15 protein-coding genes and 1 pseudogene are annotated in these 17461 nt (G+C 63.4%); 8 read left to right on the plus strand and 8 right to left on the minus strand.

From position 1 onward, the window contains the following. Positions 1 to 276: 276 nt before the first annotated feature. A pseudogene (gene nifB / locus ACV4UY_RS07140) lies at positions 277 to 1194 on the minus strand (nitrogenase cofactor biosynthesis protein NifB); the annotation flags it as partial. Positions 1195 to 1538: 344 nt separating this feature from the next. Here nifB and nifE point away from each other — a divergent pair. The 6 genes from nifE to nifV are packed head-to-tail and all read left to right on the plus strand — an operon-like array spanning position 1539 to position 6797. Next, entirely contained in the window at positions 1539 to 2909 is a 1371-nt protein-coding gene (gene nifE, locus ACV4UY_RS07145) for a nitrogenase iron-molybdenum cofactor biosynthesis protein NifE (RefSeq protein ID WP_491606922.1), read from the plus strand. Next, the gene (gene nifN, locus ACV4UY_RS07150) at positions 2906 to 4303 is read left to right on the plus strand and encodes a nitrogenase iron-molybdenum cofactor biosynthesis protein NifN (RefSeq protein ID WP_491606923.1); all 1398 of its coding nucleotides are present in this window, start codon (positions 2906 to 2908) and stop codon (positions 4301 to 4303) included. The genes nifE and nifN overlap by 4 nt, the downstream gene beginning before the upstream one ends. Next, positions 4278 to 4709 carry a NifB/NifX family molybdenum-iron cluster-binding protein gene (locus tag ACV4UY_RS07155; protein WP_491606924.1) on the plus strand — a complete coding sequence of 144 codons (432 nt, stop codon included), beginning with the start codon at positions 4278 to 4280 and terminating at the stop codon, positions 4707 to 4709. Before nifN ends, ACV4UY_RS07155 begins: the two co-directional genes overlap by 26 nt. A 40-nt stretch (positions 4710 to 4749) precedes the next feature. Then, complete coding sequence (locus ACV4UY_RS07160) at positions 4750 to 5220, plus strand: NifX-associated nitrogen fixation protein (protein WP_420903967.1); 471 nt, start codon at positions 4750 to 4752, stop codon at positions 5218 to 5220. A 34-nt stretch (positions 5221 to 5254) separates the two neighbouring features. Further along, on the plus strand, positions 5255 to 5566 hold the full coding sequence (gene fdxB, locus ACV4UY_RS07165) for a ferredoxin III, nif-specific (RefSeq protein ID WP_420903966.1): 312 nt from the start codon (positions 5255 to 5257) through the stop codon (positions 5564 to 5566). A gap of 58 nt (positions 5567 to 5624) precedes the next feature. After that, entirely contained in the window at positions 5625 to 6797 is a 1173-nt protein-coding gene (gene nifV, locus ACV4UY_RS07170; protein WP_491606925.1) for a homocitrate synthase, read from the plus strand. 795 nt (positions 6798 to 7592) lie between these two features. On the opposite strand, the gene ACV4UY_RS07175 is transcribed toward nifV, so the two are convergent. Then, entirely contained in the window at positions 7593 to 8909 is a 1317-nt protein-coding gene (locus tag ACV4UY_RS07175; protein ID WP_491606926.1) for a DEAD/DEAH box helicase, read from the minus strand. 463 nt (positions 8910 to 9372) lie between these two features. Here ACV4UY_RS07175 and nifA point away from each other — a divergent pair, with 463 nt between their 5' ends. Next, on the plus strand, positions 9373 to 10971 hold the full coding sequence (nifA, locus tag ACV4UY_RS07180; protein ID WP_491606927.1) for a nif-specific transcriptional activator NifA: 1599 nt from the start codon (positions 9373 to 9375) through the stop codon (positions 10969 to 10971). Positions 10972 to 11037: 66 nt separating this feature from the next. Here the strand turns inward: nifA and ACV4UY_RS07185 are convergent, their stop codons facing one another. Continuing rightward, positions 11038 to 11640: a TMEM165/GDT1 family protein gene (locus tag ACV4UY_RS07185; protein WP_491606928.1), complete on the minus strand. Its 603-nt coding sequence runs from the start codon at positions 11638 to 11640 to the stop codon at positions 11038 to 11040. A 667-nt stretch (positions 11641 to 12307) separates the two neighbouring features. Between ACV4UY_RS07185 and ACV4UY_RS07190 the strand changes: the two genes are divergently transcribed. Further along, entirely contained in the window at positions 12308 to 14257 is a 1950-nt protein-coding gene (locus ACV4UY_RS07190; protein WP_491606929.1) for a TonB-dependent receptor domain-containing protein, read from the plus strand. A 55-nt stretch (positions 14258 to 14312) separates the two neighbouring features. On the opposite strand, the gene gspK is transcribed toward ACV4UY_RS07190, so the two are convergent. The 5 genes from gspK to gspG form a co-directional block, all read right to left on the minus strand. Next, positions 14313 to 15326, minus strand: a complete 1014-nt coding sequence (gene gspK / locus ACV4UY_RS07195) for a type II secretion system minor pseudopilin GspK (RefSeq protein WP_491606930.1) — start codon at positions 15324 to 15326, stop codon at positions 14313 to 14315. Next, complete coding sequence (gene gspJ / locus ACV4UY_RS07200) at positions 15323 to 16021, minus strand: type II secretion system minor pseudopilin GspJ (protein ID WP_491606931.1); 699 nt, start codon at positions 16019 to 16021, stop codon at positions 15323 to 15325. Before gspJ ends, gspK begins: the two co-directional genes overlap by 4 nt. Positions 16022 to 16098: 77 nt before the next feature. After that, entirely contained in the window at positions 16099 to 16479 is a 381-nt protein-coding gene (gspI, locus tag ACV4UY_RS07205) for a type II secretion system minor pseudopilin GspI (protein WP_491606932.1), read from the minus strand. Further along, positions 16476 to 17000, minus strand: coding sequence for a type II secretion system minor pseudopilin GspH (gene gspH, locus ACV4UY_RS07210; RefSeq protein WP_491606933.1), 525 nt, complete (start codon positions 16998 to 17000; stop codon positions 16476 to 16478). The genes gspI and gspH overlap by 4 nt, the downstream gene beginning before the upstream one ends. Further along, a complete protein-coding gene (gspG, locus tag ACV4UY_RS07215) occupies positions 16981 to 17460 on the minus strand; it encodes a type II secretion system major pseudopilin GspG (RefSeq protein WP_491606934.1) in 480 nt (159 codons plus the stop codon). The genes gspH and gspG overlap by 20 nt, the downstream gene beginning before the upstream one ends. Position 17461: the final 1 nt, after the last annotated feature.

A 17461-nucleotide genomic window follows, 5' to 3' on the forward strand; every position in this document is an offset into this window, starting at 1 on the left:
GCCGGAGGCGGCATTGGCCGCCAAACGCAATTCGCCCTTTGTCGTTGCCCAAAAACGGCAACGACAAAGGGCACATAAGACCGCGCGCCTGCGCGATTTTTCGCAAAAAACGCGAAAAATCGCTTATCGTGCAAAGCGCGCGAAGGGAAAAGTCATAAAAGACGAAAAAAACGGAAAATCAAAACCTCAGGGCTTCGCCCCGAACCCCACCAGGGGCCATTGGCCCCTGGCCCCCGCCAGTCACAACCTCATCCACAACCACATCACATGCCCCCCTCACGCCATGACCGGCACCGTCACCTCCGTCCCACCCGCAATCGCCGCGAGCAACCGCCCCCTTCCCCGCCTCGGTTCAGGCACCGTCAACTCCGCATGCCGATCCTCACCCAACAAACCCGCCGCATCCGCACGACACTGCCGACAATGGGTCATCACCCGCGCCGAACCCCGACACGCCTCCCTCGCCCGTTGCAACTCATCCAAAGTCGGACCACGCATACCTGCCAGTCCAAACTCGGTGCCATGCTCCGGCGCACTGATCATCGGCACCACATTGTGACTGAAAGCACCTGCCTCGCTCACCAACCGATTGATCGGTCCAATCTGATCGGCGTTGATGCCCGGAATCAATACCGTGTTCACCTTCACCAATACCCCACGGGCAATCAACGCATGCAAACCAATCAATTGCCGCTCCAAAAGCATCCCCGCCCCCTCCACTCCCTCGATCTTGAAATTCTTCCAACGCACCCAGGCGTATATCTTCGCACCCACACGCGGATCCAAGGCGTTCAAGGTGAGCGTCACATGCCGTATGCCACACGAAACAATCTCGTCCACCGTGTCCGGAACCAGATTCAATCCGTTGGTCGATAAACATAAATGCAAATCCGGAAACCGATCCCGCACCAACCGACAGGTGGAAAACACCCGCTCCCGGTTGGCCAACGGATCCCCCGGACCGGCAATGCCGATCACCCGCAACATCGGCAATCGCTGCCGCGCCTCCCGCACCCGCTCCAACGCCTGCTCCGGGGTCAACAACGCCGAAACAACGCCAGGTCGAGACTCGTTCACACAGTCGAAACGACGGTTGCAATAACGACACTGAATGTTGCAAGCCGGTGCCACGGCCAGATGCAAACGCGCATACCGATGGGAAGCCCCCTCCGAATAGCAGGGATGCTCGTCGATCAGACCGTTGGTGGGCCCGATTCCACTCTCTGGGATGATTCTCATGACCGCTCTCCTTGACCTCGGGTAACTGGGTCGATTTCGCTTGCCATAAACGTCCGCAAAAGGCATGCCTGTAATTAACTATTTGATTTTTATAATTTTTATCAGAAACCTCCCCGGTTTTTCACGACATTTTGTGTGCTTTTTGTCTCAAACCGGACCACGTTGTTGGACAAGGTAGGGTTCGAGACACGCATCCGTCAGTCAATTACCATATAAAACAAATGGTTAATGATGGCACAGCCATTGCGCTCCTTGTTTGTCGAAAGCCACTCGAACCCGCACCGAGGAGCATCCACACCATGCGACAAGCCGACATCACCGCGCTGCTGGACGAACCGGCATGCGAGCACAACACCCCGGAGAAATCCACCTGCGCCCGCCTGAAACCCGGCGCTACCGCCGGTGGATGCAGTTTCGACGGCGCGCAAATCACCCTGTTCCCCATCAGCGACGCCGCCCATCTGGTGCATGGTCCGATCGGCTGCGCGGGCAGTTCCTGGAACGGACGAGGATCCCTCTCTTCCGGCCCGGAGCTGCACCGCCTCGGCCTGACCACCGATCTGAGCGAGCTGGAGATCATCATGGGGCGCGGCGAGAAAAAACTGCTCTTCGCGCTGCGCACCACCGCGGAACGATGGAAACCGGCGGCCATATTCGTCTATCAAACCTGCGTGCCCGCCTTGACCGGCGAGGATCTCGAGGGGGTGTGCCGGGCGGCGACCGCATCCTTCGGGATACCGGTGATCCCGGTGGACGCGGCGGGTTTCTACGGCACCAAGAATCTCGGCAACCGCATCGCCGGCGAAACCCTGCTCAAACAGGTGATCGGCACCCGCGAACCCGAACCCATGCCGGAACGACCCGGCATCACCTGGCATGCAATCAATCTGGTCGGCGAGTTCAACATCGCCGGCGAGTTCTGGCATGTGGCCCCATTGCTCGACGAGGTAGGACTGTGGGTGCGCTGCACCCTGGCCGGCGACGCCCGCTATGCCGAGGTGGCGGCCATGCACCGCGCCGAGGCGACCATGGTGGTCTGCTCCAAGGCGCTGCTGAACGTGGCGCGGGGGCTGAAATCCCGTTACGGCATTCCCTGGTTCGAAGGAAGCTTCTACGGACGACGCGACACCTCGGCGGCGCTACGCCACTTCGCCGCCCTGCTCGACGATCCCGGCCTGACCGAACGGGTCGAGGCGGTGATCGCCCGCGAAGAGGCGCTCCTCGAAACACGACTGTCCCCCTGGCTGCCGTTGTTGCACGGCAAGCGGGTGCTTTTGTACACCGGTGGGGTCAAATCCTGGTCCGTGGTGTCGGCGTTGCAGGACCTGGGCATGACCGTGGTGGCCACCGGGGTGAAAAAATCCACCCAGCAGGACCGGGCGCGGATCCAGGAGTTGATGGGCGACGAGGCGGTGCTCATCGAAGAGGGCAATCCGGCGCGCATGCTGGAGATCTTCCAGGCCGAACAGGCCGACCTCTTCATGGCCGGAGGTCGCAACATGTTCACCGCCCTCAAGGCCCGCCTGCCGTTCCTGGACATCAACCAGGAACGCGAACACGCCTACGCCGGCTATGCCGGTCTGGTGGAGCTGGCACGGCAAATGGTCGTCACGCTCCATAACCCGATCTGGGAGCGGGTCCGCCGTCCGCCCCCCTGGAGGCAGTCATGAACGGTCCGATCCGCAAACGAAAACCCTTGACCGTCCGACCCCTGAAATCCAGCCCCACGGTGGGCGCGGTGCTGGCGTTCCAGGGGATGGCCGGCGCCATGCCGATCCTGCACGGCTCGCAAGGGTGCAGCGCCTTCACCAAGGTGATGTTCGTGCGCCACTTCCGCGAGCCGATCGCCATCCAGACCACGGCCATGGATCAAACCAGCACCATCATGGGAGGGGACGACAACCTCATCGAGGCCCTCGATACCGTGGCCTCCAAACACCATCCGGCGTTGATCGGCGTGGTCTCCACCGGTCTGACCGCCCTGCCGGGCAGCGACCTGAACCGGGCGATCAAACAATTCCGCGCCGATTATCCCCAGTGGCGGCAGATCCCGGTGATTCCGGTGCAGGCACCCGACTTCGCGGGATCCATGAGCAACGGCCACGCGGCGGCGATCATGGCCATGATCGACCAGCTGGTCGAGGCCAGGCCGTGGCAGGCGGACCAGACCCTGCCGATGGTCAATGTGCTGGCCTCGTCCACCCTCACGCCGGGAGATCTGGAGGAGATCGCCGATCTGCTGGAGGCGCTGGGGTTGCAGGCGGTGTTTCTGCCCGATCTCGCGGCGTCGCTGGATGGTCATCTGGCCGACGGGAGCCACGGCGCGTTGACCTCCGGAGGCACGCCGCTCACCTTCTTCAACATGCTCCATCGGGCACGGGCCACGCTGGTGATCGGTCCTCCCCTGTTTCCCGCCGCCGAGCTGTTGCAGTCGCGCTGTCCCATGCCGGTGTTGCGCTTCGATCACCTGATGGGGCTGGATGCCTGCGATCGCCTGGTTGCCGAACTCATCCCCTTCTGCGACGGGTGGGGCATGGCGCGCATCGAACGGTGGCGACGGCAATTGCTCGACGCCATGCTCGACACCCATTTTTATCTGGGCCTCAAACGGGTGGCCCTGGCCGGCGAAGCGGAACTGCTGCTGGGATTCCGGCAACTGCTGGCCGAGATGGGGGCTGTGAGCGTGGCCTGCGTGGTGCCGGAGTGGCCCCGCGACGGGGAGATGACAGCGGACGAAAGCTGGATGGTGGGGGATCTGGACGATCTGGAGCGACTGGCCGGGGAGCGCGCCGCGCAACTCCTGATCGGCGGATCCCCCCTGGAGGGGAGTGCCCGGCGTCTCAAGGTTCCGCTGCATCGGGCCGGCTATCCGATCTTCGACCGGTTGGGCGAATTCCGCCGGGTGCGGGTCGGATATCGCGGGGCACGCGAGACCCTGTTCGAGTTGGCCAACCTGCTGCTCGCCCACCAGCCCCACGGCATTCCACCAAGCCTGACCGGACCGCGACTCCCGGAACTCGACCAAGGAGCCTCGAACGATGATGGCACCTTCCAACACCCTTGATTCCACACTGACCGTCGCCTTCGCCAGCGGCGACGGGTTGCGGGTCGATGCCCATTTCGGCACGGCCAGCCGCTTCGTGCTGCACGATATCCAGCCCGATGGCGGGCGTTTCATCGCCGAGCGGGACGTGGATGGCCAGGAGGAGCACGAAACGAGGATCGCCCGTCGCGTGGAGGCGTTGCAGGGGTGCCGGGCACTCTTTTGCGTGGCCGTGGGTGAGTCGGCGCGACGCCGCCTGGCCGAGGCGGGCATCACCGCCGTGGTGGTGGAGGAGGGCTGCGCCGTGCAGGATCTGCTCACCCGTCTGGCCAATCCCGTGTTGCGCGGACGGTTGCTGCCGCGCGGAGTCTCCCCGTCGGTGGAAAACCGCTACGAGGCCATGCTGGCCGCGGGTTGGGATGAGTAGGAATTCTTGTATCCATCAACAGATTATCCGGAGAAAAATCATGAAAAACATGGATGAAAACGGCCTGGACGAGGAAGAACGCCTGTTGGCCACGGACTTCTTCCAGGAGATGCGCCGACAGTTGTTGTCCCATGGCGGAGTGTCGGAGGGAACCTCGATGCGCAAAATGCTCGAGCCGTTTCTGTTGTCGCCGGAAAAACGGCGCGAAATCCCGGTGATCGGGGATCCCTCCCACGCCACCATGGCGCGGTTGCGCTGTTTCTACAACGCCATCGCCGTGCTGATCGAAAAGGAGTGCGGTCTGATGGCCCGTCCCCTGCTCGACATGAATCACGAGGGGTTCGGGGTAATGATGATCGTGGTGGGCAAGCTGGTGGCCCTGGATCGGGTGTTGCGCGATGTGCACCGCTTCGGATTCGCGGATCTGTCGCGCATGAAAGACGAGGCGGACAAACTGCTGGCCGTGGCCCTGCAACGCATCGGCGATCACGGCGTGGTGGCCGGGCTGTGAGATCGGGTTCGAAACACGACAAGGGAGACGAACCATGTTGCAAGCCGTGATGACGGGAACCACCCGGGGTGGACGGAGTTGGACGCCGACCTATGTCACCGCGTTGAACGGCAAACGGTGCATCGGCTGTGGCCGCTGTTTCAAGGTGTGTCCGCGTCAGGTGTTCGATCTGGTGGATCGGGAGATGGTGGCGGACGACGACGATGACGAGGGGGATGGCTTTTCGGACGATCCCCACAAGGTGATGGTGATTCACGACGGGGATGACTGCATCGGCTGCGCGGCCTGCGCGCGGGTCTGTCCCAAGAAGTGCCACACCCACGCGGCCCTGCCGATGGCCGCGTGATCGAAACGGCGGTCGCCATGACCGCCGGATGGAAGCCGTGATGCCAGGAGGAGAGGCCATGAACAGACCCACCGTGATCATCGACGACACCACCCTGCGGGATGGGGAGCAGAGCGCGGGCGTGGCCTTCACCCTGGATGAGCGGCTGGCCATCGCCCGTGCGCTGGATGGCATGGGGGTGCCGGAACTGGAGATCGGCATTCCCGCCATGGGTGCCGAAGAGCGCGAGGGGATCCGTCATCTGGCGCGGGCGGATCTTTCGGCGCGTCTGCTGGTCTGGTGTCGGATGCGCGAGGAGGAGATCCGCGCCTGTCGCGGCCTGGGCGTGGAGATGGTGGATCTGTCGTTGCCGGTCTCGGACCAGCAGATCCGCCACAAGCTCAACCGGGATCGGAGCTGGCTGTTGGATCGATTGCGGCGTTGCGTGGCATTCGCCCTCGACGAGGGGCTGTCGGTCTGCGTCGGGGGCGAGGATGCCTCGCGGGCGGACGGGGATTTTCTGCTCCAGGTGGCCGAGGCGGCGCAACAGGCCGGTGCCGAACGGTTCCGTTTCGCCGACACCCTGGGCATCCTGGAGCCGTTTGGTCTGTACGAACGGATCAAACGGTTGCGCGCCGGGCTGGACATCGATCTGGAGATGCATGCCCACGACGATCTGGGCCTGGCCACCGCCAACACCTTGGCCGCGATCCAGGCCGGGGCGACGATTGTCAACACCACGGTGAACGGTCTGGGGGAGCGGGCCGGCAACGCCCCGTTGGAAGAGGTGGTCACCGCCCTCACCCGTCTGCACGGCCTGGAGACCGGCATCGATCTCAAGCGGTTTCCCGCGGTCTCCAAGCTGGTGGAGCGGGCCTCGGGCATGCCGATCTCACCGCTCAAGAGCGTGGTCGGAGATCGGGTTTTTTCGCACGAATCCGGGATCCACGTCGATGGACTGCTCAAGGATCCGCGCAACTACCAGGGGTTGGATCCCCATCTGGTGGGACGTGAGCACCAACTGGTGCTCGGCAAGCACTCGGGGCGGCATGGGGTGCGTTGGGCCTACTCGCGGCTGGGCATCGCCATCACAGCCAGCGAGGCCGATGCGCTGCTGCCCCATCTGCGCCGCTTCGCCATGCGTTTGAAACGCACCCCCCTGCCCGAGGAACTGCGCACCCTGCATGCGTTGATCTCTTTGTCCAGGGAGTCCGCCGGCGAGCGGAACGCCGGCGAGCGGGGGCCCTCCTGAGGGGCGGGCGAGCGATCCATCATGGGCCGGCCCTCCCTCGTGAGGCCGGCCCTCCCTCGTGAGGCCGGCCACTCAAGGCCGCGACCCATCTTGGCGTGACACTCGATGCGAAAAGTTTGCATGCCGCGTGGAGAAGACGTAAAATCAACCTGGTTGAATCCTGGTGATTGGGCACTGGGCTCCGACTGTTCTGAGCACCCTTGACCGATGCTGACAGAGGCTGTAAATCAGCCTCACGAGCATTATAAAAATCATAATTTTCCGTCATCCCGGCTTGTCGGTGCTGTCATCGACAAGCGGTACGCCACAGTGCACAACAGAAATCGTGTATTGCTGCGCTGCCAAGCCTGGAGAGACGGGGCATGCGGAGAGGGGAGAGACGGAGGCATGACGAGAGGAGGCGCGGAGAGGGGAGAGACGGAGGCATGACGAGAGGAGGCGCGGAGAGGGGAGAGACGGGGGCATGACGAGAGGAGGCGCGGAGAGGGGAGAGACGGGGCATGACGAGAGGAGGCGCGGAGAGGGGAGAGCCGCCTTCGTCGGCCTGTTTGAGGCAAGGCGAAGAGCCGTCGTTTTGCCAAAGGCGCAAAACGACGGCTCTTCCAAGGCTGCGCGCGGCGCATTTTTCGCAAAGAACGCGAAAAATGCTTCTTTGAAAAGAGCGCGCCAAAGGCAGAGTCAAAAGCAAAAGCAACGTCAAAAGACAAACCCTGGGAGAGGAATCTCCCAGACTCTCTCTTTTTTTTCAACAGTCAAGGCAACCATACCATCCCTGGCCGTGCCGCCCATCCCAGGTCAGGCCCTCGGGGCCTTGTTGCGCTGCCCCTGGGGACGGGCGGCCTGTTCGGCATGCCTGGCCGCCACCGGCGGCGGACGGCGACCCTTGGCGGGAGCAGCGCTCCGGGTGGGGGTGGGCGCCTGGCGCCTGGCGGAAGAAGGGCCACGCTGCGGTTCCGGGAACATCCCCGCCGCGATCTCGCAGTGGTAGCGGTGATCGCGATCCACCGGCACCTTCTGACGGATGATCCGTTCGATATCGCGCAGATAGGGACTCTCGCTGGCATCGCAGAAGGAGATGGCCTGACCATCGTTGCCGGCACGCGCCGTACGCCCGATGCGATGCACGTAGCTCTCCGGCTCGTTGGGCAGATCGAAGTTGATCACATGGCTGATGTGGGCCACGTCGATGCCACGGGCGGCGATGTCGGTGGCCACCAACACGCGCACCTCACCGTTGCGAAACAGCTCCAAAGACTTCTCGCGGGCGCTTTGCGACTTGTTGCCGTGAATGGCCATGGCCGGAATGGCGTTCTTTTCCAGATGCTCGGTGACCCGATCCGCGCCGTGCTTGGTGCGGGTGAAAACCAGGGCGCGCTGGATATCCTGCTGTTCCAGAATCTTTTTCAACAGCGCCCGTTTGTTCTCCTTGTTCACGAACAGCACCTTCTGATCGACCTTCTCCACCGTGGTGGATTGGGGCGTCACCTCGACACGCACCGGATCGCTCAGAATTCCCTTGGTCAACTCCTCCACTTCGGGGGGCATGGTGGCCGAAAAAAGCAGGGTCTGACGCTCCGCAGGCAGCAGGGCGATGACGCGACGGATGTCGTGGATGAACCCCATGTCGAGCATGCGGTCCGCCTCGTCGAGCACGAAAACCTGCAAGCTGGCAAGACGCACGATCCCCTGATTGATCAGATCCAGCAGACGGCCCGGCGTGGCCACCAGGATGTGAACCCCCCGGGACATCGCCTTGGCCTGAAGATATTGCCCCACCCCACCGAAGATCACCGTGTGCCGGATCGGCAGCGTGGCGGAAAAGGCTTCGATGGTGGCGCCGATCTGGGAGGCCAGTTCGCGGGTCGGGGTAAGGATCAGAACCGAGGCCTCGCCCGCTCGGGGACGCCGGGGCTGACTGATCAGACGGTTGAGGATCGGCAGAACGAAAGCGGCGGTCTTGCCGGTTCCGGTCTGGGCGATCCCCAGAAGGTCATGCCCGTCCAGCAGATGGGGAATGGCCTGGGATTGAATGGGGGTGGGTGCTTGAAAACCGGCTTGCTGGATGGCGGTCCGCAGGGAGGAAACGAGGTTCAGCTGATTGAATTCGGACACAAAAGACCCTTAATGGCTGGGAAACACGAGGTGTTCGGATGGAATGGAGCGACAGGGACAGACGAAAGGAGATGCCGAGAAGCTGACGCAGACAAAAAATGATTTATACAGGACAGGAAGGATCCCTGTCAAGCATGTTTTCATCCAACCGTGCGGCAAACCCGTTGCCGGGCCGTTTCGATCCGACGGGCCAGCCAGACCTTCGCCCGCGACAGTCTAAATTTTAATCAAACATTCGGATTTGGCATGCAGAATCGATAAGATCGTGAATAATTTTTATGCATATTTTGGCCACTCATCCGAAGATTTTGTTCATGTATCTGTTAAATAACGGATAATGAACATAAAAAAATCGCGGCACAGCCATTGCTAGCTGGAATAACGTCACATCTGTCGTGTCGAACTTTTGCGCAGATCAAGCTTCTGATCTCATGATATCCGCAACACGCCAAGGAAGCTCAACATGAAAATGTTGGAACCCGTGACCGAGGATCGCATCCTGACGGACACTCCGGTGAACACCATCTTCATGCGCACCCTGTTCCATGTCAGTCAGGCGTTGCACCAGTCGCCGGACCCCGGACGCACCATGCGCGCCGTGGTGGCGGAACTGCATCGTCACGCCCATCTGCGCAGCGCGGTCATCACCCTGGTCGATCCGATCTCCGGCGCCCTGGCGATCCACGCCGCCCATCCCGAAGGCATGGACCCCCTGAGCGAAGATACCGTCCGCTATCGCCCTGGCGAGGGGGTGCTCGGCATGATCCTGACCGCCGGACGCACGGTGATGATCCCGCGCGCCGGCGACGAACCCCGTTTTCTCAACAAGTCCGGACGCCTGGACCGCCGTCTCCCCTTCATCGGCGTGCCGATTCGCGTCGGGGATCACGAACTGGTCGGGGTGCTGGCGGCCCAGCCGGGTTGGATGGATGGAGACCGGCTGTTGCAGTATGTCGCGTTTCTGGAGATGGTGGCCCATCTGCTGGTGCAGAGCATCCTTTTGGCGCGCAAGGTGGCCGAGGAGAAGCGCGAACTGGCCGATCAGCGCGATCAACTGCTGCGCGAGGTGCGCAACCGCTACGGTTTCGACAACATGATCGGGCGCTCGGATGCCATGCGGCAGATCTTCGAGCAGACCCGTCTGGTATCGCGCTGGGACACCACGGTGCTGATCCGCGGCGAATCCGGCACCGGCAAGGAGTTGATCGCCCACGCCATCCATTATCATTCACCGCGCGCGCGCCACCCGTTCGTCAAGCTCAACTGCGCGGCACTCTCCGACAACCTGATCGAATCGGAACTCTTCGGACACGAGAAAGGGGCCTTCACCGGCGCCCTTTCCACCCGCAAGGGGCGCTTCGAACTCGCCCATGGCGGCACGCTCTTTCTGGACGAACTCGGCGAGATCTCGCCGGTGTTCCAGGCCAAACTGCTGCGCGTGATGCAGGAAGGGGAGTTCGAACGGGTGGGCGGCGAGCATACCATCAAGGTGGATGTGCGCATCATCGCCGCGACCCATCGCCATCTGGAAGAGGCGGTGCTGCGCGGCACCTTCCGGCGCGATCTCTACTACCGACTGAACGTGATGACCATCGTTCTGCCGCCCCTGCGGGCACGCCGGGAGGACATCCCGGACATCGCCCGCTTTCTGATGGCGCGCATCTCCAAGCGCCAGGGACGACGGCTGATCCTCACCGATGCCGCCCTGCGGCTGCTGGTGCGTCACGACTGGCCGGGCAACGTGCGCGAACTGGAGAACTGTCTGGAGCGGGCGGCGGTGATCTGTCCAGGCACCACCGTCACCCCGGATTTCATTCAGATCGATCTCTCCCTGACCGCGCCCACGAGCCTGACTCGGGAGAACCCCCTGCCGCTCACCCCCCTGAAAGGGGTGGAGGTCGGGGACGCCTCCCCCGGCGAGGCGGATGAACGGGAACGGGTGCTGCACGCCCTGCGCAAAAGCGGCTGGGTCAAGGCCAAGGCCGCCCGCCTGCTCGGCATGACCCCGCGCCAGATCGCCTACCGCATCAAGATCCACGGCATCGAAACCCAGTCGTTCTGACGTTCCGATACCGCGCCGACCTCCCTGGCCCCACCAGCGCCCACCGCGAACCGCCGGCGAACCGGCTCACCCCAACGCCTCGTAGAAGGCCAAGGCGGCAAGGAGCAAGAAAAACACCCCGCTGATCTGATGCAGGCGATGCATAGGGATGCGGGTCAACAGGGTACGCCCCGCCACCACGCCCATCAGCGAAGAGGCGGACAGGGCCAGTGTCGAGCCGATCCAGACCGGAACCAGCGGCAAGGTGCTGGCCAGTCCCGCCACCGACAACTGGGTCTTGTCCCCCATCTCCGCCAGAAAGATCATCAAAAAGGTGGTGACAAAAATCCCATGCCCGGATTTCTCCTCCACCGACTCGTCCTCGCCCTCGTCGCTCTTGGCCCGCAGCGACAGAATGCCGAACACGCCGAACAGAACCCCGACCAGTCCCGCCAGAATCCTCTCCGGCACGAGCTTGGCCAGACCCGCCCCAAACACCACGGCCAGAACGTTCAACACGATGAAGGCGGCAATGGCCCCGAACAAGACCGGCCTGGGACGGTGCCTGGCCGCCAGGGTCATGCAGACCAGCTGGGTCTTGTCGCCCAACTCCGCCAGAAAGATCAACCCGAACGACGTGAAAATCGTGGTCAGCATGCCCATTTGGGATGCCGTTTCAACTTCAGACATCTTTATATTCTCCGGATAAGGTGGTTTCGGGACAGGATTTCAAGATTGGAGGCAAGACGGTCCCGGAGACTCCCCCCAAGGGAGAGCCGGGATTCAAAAAGGGCGCGCGCGCGACAAAACGCGCGGTCCAGGACCGGGCATGGCGAGTCACGAGATGGATGCATGGGATGGAAACCAGGGGGCGGGCGATGGTCGAACCTTGGAATGGGGCGAGACTCGCCCAGCCCCCAGCCAGACGTATCGCCACATCCAAGGTCTCGCCATGTTCACCCCGCGGCTGATTTGACAGCCGGAGGCGACCGCATGCGCCATGGTCGGTGCGGAACCCGACACAAGCATGTTGACGCATGCCCTTCCCTTTGCAGGAAGGCGACTACTCCCCTTGAGACCCTGAAAGATTAAATCCTTTCCCCACGGCTGTCAAGCGAGACGATCGCAATGGCGCCGCCAGGGCGACGCGCCCCCCGGACGCGCGCCCCCTCTCGGACACACCCGGGGCCCGCGTCCGGGAGCCCGCGCATCCGTCGGTGCGCACTCCCTGGCATTGACCTGAGCCGAGAATTCCCCTATAGATCATTCCATGCTCGTTCCTGCTTCTCAATACGGATCCCAAAAATCCGATCCGGAGTCCTTGGCTTCATGCACCCAGCCATGCGACATCCCTGACTTGCGCGCCAAACCAACCCATATGCGTCGCCTTTCGCCAGCGGTGCGTTCCACCCGACCAGCCCGACGACCATCGATCCGTCTGCCCTGGTGCGCACTCTCCCTGCTGTCCCTGCTCACCGTTTCCCAGACCGGTCACGGCGAAGAGTACTCCCTGGTTCTGCCCAAGACGCTCAAGCGACACGGCTCGCAGGATTTTCCCGACGTCATCCCCTTTTCCAAGGTGTTGACCGCGCCCGGCACCGTCACCTTTTCCCATCCCGCCGCCGACCCCTGGCTTCCAGCCCTGGAGGAGACCAGCGCGGCCAACCTGCCGCTGACCGTTTCCGCCCAAACCGGACTGGCGGGCACGCGCATCGCCGCGACCCGCCTTCAGGCGGCCTGGCAGGATCTCACCCTGGCCACCGCCGTGCGTCACGAGTGGCAGCACAGCTACACAACCCCCTCGGACCAACGGATCCAAACCGGCCTGAAACGGGACTCCGAGTACCTGTTCGCCCGATTCAATCAGGATAAACCGTCTCAAATCAGAATGATCGCCGTCCGGGATCAGTTCACGGACGGCAAGGTTCCCCACTACAACCTGGACGCCCCAGGTCTGGAGCGCATGTACCTGGCGATCTCCGGGGATGCCATCCCCCTGGAAGGGCTCTTCAACCGTCTGGATCTCAAGGCCACCTGGACCGAGGTCGAAATCGACGCGGACAACCACTCCCTGCGTCCGCGGATCAACACCTGGATCGCCCTGGACGCACAAATCCGCACCCTGCTCCTCTCCTCGCGCCTGACCGCGCCGGGTGGAAGCTGGCTCACGCTGGAGGGCTCGCGGGAACGCTACGATGCCGACCGACTGGCGCGGGAGTACGGTCCCAACCAGATCACCGCAATCCGGGTTCCCGACGCCCAGGCCGATCAGTTGGCGATCGAGGTGGGGCATACATGGCAAGCCTCCCCCGCGCGGGTCGAGGCCGCCATCCGTTCCGATCTGCGACGCACCGAAATCGCCCAGGCGGATACCCGCCCGAACGTGCCCGGACCCGCCGGCGTAGTCTACAACCTCACCCCGCGCGATCTCTATCGAAAGTATTACGGATTCACCGGCGACACCGACCAGTCGTTCCACGAGACCGGCGCGCGGCTGAAACTGGAATACGACGTGATGCCAGCGAACACGCTCTTTTTCGATCTGCGTCGTGCCGTCCGTCTGCCGGAACTCACCGAACTCTATTACGCCAACACCGGAACCGGCGTCCTGTTGCAGATCGGCAACCCGGAGCTGGAGGCGGAAAAACATCACAAGGTCGAGATCGGCGCCAGACTCCACCAAAACGGCTACAAGCGCCATGGCCGAGGAGGAACTCCCGGATCCACCCAGGTGACGCTCGCCGGTTTCGCGGACCACATCCAGGATTTCATCCTCCTCGACCATGCGCGCGGTCAATCGGGCACGATCGCCAACGACGGGGGGTTCATCTACCGCAACGTGGATGCGGTGTTGACCGGCGTGACGGCGGATCTGCGCCACAACGCGCTCGACTGGCTGGCGTTGCGGTTGCATCTCGTCGGCCAGCATGGTCGCGACCTCACCGATCGCCACCCTCTGTATCAGGTGCCACCGCTGGAGGCCAATCTGTTCGTGGATCTGTTCGGCAGCGAAACGCTCTGGAATGCCGGCACGCGGCTGCGCTGGGTGGGCGCCAAACGGGCCACGGACAGCTCGTCGGCCACCGGAACCGGTCAGGATTCGACCGGCCCCATGGGATCATACGCCACCATGGATCTGTACGGCGGCTATCAACCCGCCAAAAATCTCGGCCTCTCCCTGGAACTTGCCAATCTGTTCGACCGGAACTATCGGGAGTTCATTGCCGAGCCGCCGCAAACCCCCACCACCACCCATCCCTACGCACCGGGTCGAACCATTCTGCTGCGCCTGATGGCGGCGTTCTGACCGTCAGACCGGGATCCACGACGCGCGGCGGCGCTCCTGTTCTGGGAAGCGCTCCTCACCCCCCCTCGCGGGTGCGGCGCACCACCTTGGCGTGACCGCCACCGCGCAGCAACACGCTGGAAAGCAATGTCCGCCCCCGGCCCAAAGTCACCTCGCTCTCCACCAGAAAATAACGGGAATTGACGGTCAAACCCGCAGACAACACCCCCTTGCCCTTGATGGACGGCTCTTCCAGAAGCGCGCTCACACTTTTGTACCCATTCTCCCGACGCCGTTTGTCGTCGAACACCTGCGCCTCGGCGCGGGTCATGTTCTCGACCAGGGTCATGAGCAACTCGATCGGCGCGGTGTTGATGTTGATCTCGGTCCGCTCCGGCAGGGCGGTCACGAACGGCAACAGACGGATCGCCATCTCCTCGTTGAACCCCGCCACCAGCCGCAACTCGCTGGTGCTGACAAAAAAACGGTTGGCCGGACGATAGGGCGGTCGCCTGCCCAGATAGGTCTCCTCCTCGGCCCCACCCGGTCCGCTCACCAGACCATCTGGATCGATCCAATCCATCACCGCGAAGGCCACCCGCGGCTCGATGCCGACCACCTTGAGGAGCCGTTCGAAACGGGCCCAATCGTTCGGACTCTGTTTGCCATCCAGCAACAGATTGTTGAGATTGAACCGCCCGTGCAGATCGATGATCCGTCCGGTCGCCGAACCGCCGGTCACCGGCACCGGGGGCGGCGTCCCGGCCCATGTTTCATTGAGGTGGTCGTATTGGCTATCCGCCGCGTCGCGGTTCAAGATCCCCATGGCCCACGCCTCACCGCCCAGCGCGAACTGCATGCCCCGATCCCGATCCAACAGATTGGCGCTGGCGCGAATCTCCAGATGCTGCGCGGACAACAACGACGTGGCGAGCGCCACGGCCACGGAGACGATCAACAGCGCGGTCAACAGCGCCGCTCCGCGTCCCCGCGCGCGCGCATCCACCGTCTGCCGGATGCCGGCCCGACATCCCGGCGCCTCAATCCGCGTCGCCTCGACCCGGCGGAATGGATGCACCCCCGGACTCATCCCGCCCCTCCCGCGATCTCGAACACCCGGCGAATCCGGCCCCACCCCTTCTTGAGCACCACGATCTCCACCGCCGACGGAGGCGGCGTCTCCTGGAGCGCGGTCGCGGTCTGTTCCAGGGGCGCGCCGGGCTGGGCTGGCTGGCCGGGCGCGCCGGGCTGGGGAGGCATCAGCCCGGGCTGCGCTGGAGGCGAAGGCCAGGTGCCGCGCCATTTGCCATCCGCGCTTGAAAATCGAATTTCGACCTCCACCACCTCTTCCAGCACCACCTCGCCCTTGGGGATCTCCTCATGCACCCGGTCGAGCGCCGGCCAGGCGCGCCGGAGGATCTTCCCCTCCTCCAGGGCGTATTCGACCCGTTCCATGGAGCTGCGCGCCAGACCACGCGGATTGGGGCGTCCTCCGCGCGTCAACTCCAAAAACCGTTCCGCCCCGTCGTTGCCGATGAACGGCGCGCGCGCCGTGCGCGTGCCATCGATGATGCCACGCGGCAGGCTCTGTTCCACATCGCGGGCGAAAAGCAGAAAAAAACTCCGCAGCGCCGCCAACTCCTCGCTGCGCTTCATGGACTCCTGACGGGTCTGCACCAGCGATCCCAGCCCCCCATAGGCCAATGTCGCCATCACCGCGAACACCGCGAGAGCCGCCAGCAGTTCCAGAAGGGTGAAGCCGTGTTGTTTGCGCGGTCGATTCATGGGTGCGGACAAGGGATGGGGGTGTCGAAAACGGTAGCGCATCAGACCAACGGGGTGGGTTCGGCACCGTCAAGCCCCTATTTCCTGACCTCCTCGGGTCTGGCCAGATAGGACTCCAACCGTGCCAGGGGTTGAGTCGTCTCCCCCTCCTCGGTACGCACCAGCACCTCCAGACGACGCACCGTCTCCTCCTGGGTGGTGGAGATCAACACCCGCCAATGCCAATCCCGGTCCGCCATCCGCTCCAACCCCTGTTTCATTCCGGGCTCGGGCCATTCGTGGCGCAAACGCCACTCGGCGGTCTGGTTCATCGCCACCCAATGGGCCAACGTGCGCTCCTTCAAATAGGCCGCATTGCGGGCATGCTCTCCCACCACCCGCATCGACGCCGCCAGCGCCACGGCCAGCACCGCCAATGCCGCCACGGTCTCCAGCAACGAAAACCCCCGGGCGTTCATGGCCGCTCCACCTTTTCGACGCGCACCCGACCGGTCACCCCGGCGCTCAACCGATAGCGCTCCAGCACGCCGCGTCTCTTCTCGACCTCGACCTCCAGCTCGAACGGGGTCATCTCGCCATCCGAAGTGATCAGAATCTGGGGCGGATCCTCGGGTTTGACCCCCTGCTCCTGTTTCTCGCCCTCCACGTTCCATTCGATCCGCCACCCCTCGGGCAGAGTCCGCGCCTGCAAGACCCTCTCTCCCGCGGGTGGGGGCCGCCATTGGCTCTTCTCATCCTGAACCAGGAATTCGTAGCCATCCTTGCCAAGACGCATCCCCCACTCGCGCGCCTCCAGCACCGCCTCGCGCGAGGCCAGCTCCAGCATCCCCTTGAGCCGCCCCAACTCCTCGCGCGCCACCTTGCCGGCATCGCGCGGGGAGACCGACAGCACCACCATGCCCATCATCACGCCGATGATCAGCAGAACGACCAGGATCTCCAGCAACGTGAAACCGCGCTCAACGCCGCCCCGGCTCACGCTGTCCACCCTCCAGATTCCAGTTGCCGATATCCGCGTTCACCTCCTCGCCCCCCTCCACGCCGTCCGCGCCCAGGGTATAAAGATCGAACTCGCCATGCGCGCCGGGTCTCAGATACAGATAGGCCCGTCCCCACGGATCCTTGGGCGGACGCGCCAGATAGCCCCCCTCGCGCCAGTTCGGCGGGAGCGGCTCCTGGGTCGGTTTTTTCACCAGGGCATCGAGCCCTTGATCTGTGGTGGGGTAGATATGATTATCCAGTTTGTAGAGATTCAGGGCCGCCTCCAGGGCCAGGATATCCTGTTTGGCCTTCACCAGTCGCGCCTCGCCCGGACGGCTCATGATTTTGGGAGCCACCAGCGTGGCCAGCACCGCCAGAATCACCACCACCACCATGATCTCGATCAGGGTGAAACCGGCCTCTCCGGGACGCCTCGTGTGGCTCGTTCCTTGTCTCATC

The sequence above is a fragment of the Candidatus Magnetaquiglobus sp. genome (assembly GCF_058402785.1).